The sequence below is a fragment of the Rhizobacter sp. P2_H2 genome, assembly GCF_056403375.1.
The window spans coordinates 1-830 of record NZ_JBFUFP010001613.1 but is presented as its reverse complement, the minus strand read 5'-3'; the positions used below and the strand labels follow the sequence as shown (position 1 = coordinate 830).

Annotated in this window: 1 protein-coding gene; it reads right to left on the bottom strand. The window is 66.6% G+C overall.

Annotated features, from left to right (window positions below; all coding sequences use genetic code 11):
• The coding region (locus AC1D15_RS35100) for an RHS repeat domain-containing protein (protein ID WP_477829715.1) at positions 1-809 on the bottom strand (809 nt) is incomplete at its 3' end.
• Between the last annotated feature and the right edge of the window lie 21 nt (positions 810-830).

Genomic DNA, 830 nt, shown 5'->3' with positions numbered 1-830 from the left:
GTGTCGGTCGCGATCAGGCGGTTCGTGCCGCCGGGTTGCGTGGCGCCGTCGAACGCCTCGGTGATCTGGCGAAGCACCCGGCCCGCGCGGTCGATGTACTTGCGGGTGAACGGGCCGTTCTTGACGCCCTCCGAGCCGCTTGCATCGCGCGGCTCCGCGTGCGTGAACTTCACCGCATCGGCCGGGATCTCGGCCGCGCCGGGGCTCGGGCACGTCGGGCTGTTCGTGGCAGTGTCGACGCGGCCCGCGATGTAGCAGTAGGCCGTGATCGCTCGCGTGCCGTCGGCACGAATCTCTCGCGTCGCGCGACCCAGGTCGTCATATTCCCAGCGCGTGGTCAGCCCGTTCGGCCCGGTCTTGCTCAGCACCGTGCCGAAGCGCGGGTCCACCGTCTGCGTCTCACCGTGCAGCAACGCATTCCTGCGCTCACTCGGCAGGCTGCCTGCAGGCACCTTGATGCTCTGGCCGGCGATCGTCACTGTCTGCGTTGCAAAGGTCGTCGTGCTCGTACGGGCTGTGAAGAGCGCTTCACCGCTTGCGCCCGGGCAGTTCTCCTTCCGCGTGCTGATGCGGTTGCCCGCCGGGTCGTAGCCGTAGGTTGTCAGCACGCACAGCTTGGGATCGTCGGGCTCGACCTTCTCGGTGTCCACCAGGCCGTCGGCGCGGTAAGTGGTACTCACCGTCTTCGTGTAGTGGAATGGGTCAATGGGTGGCTGAACCTGCGCTTGCGCGATCGCTTGCACCGCAGCGGCGCTCGCGAGCATCACCAGTTGAGCCAGCCGCTTCATTGCTTGCTTTGTGTACTTCACAGGCAGGTCCCCTTCACGAGA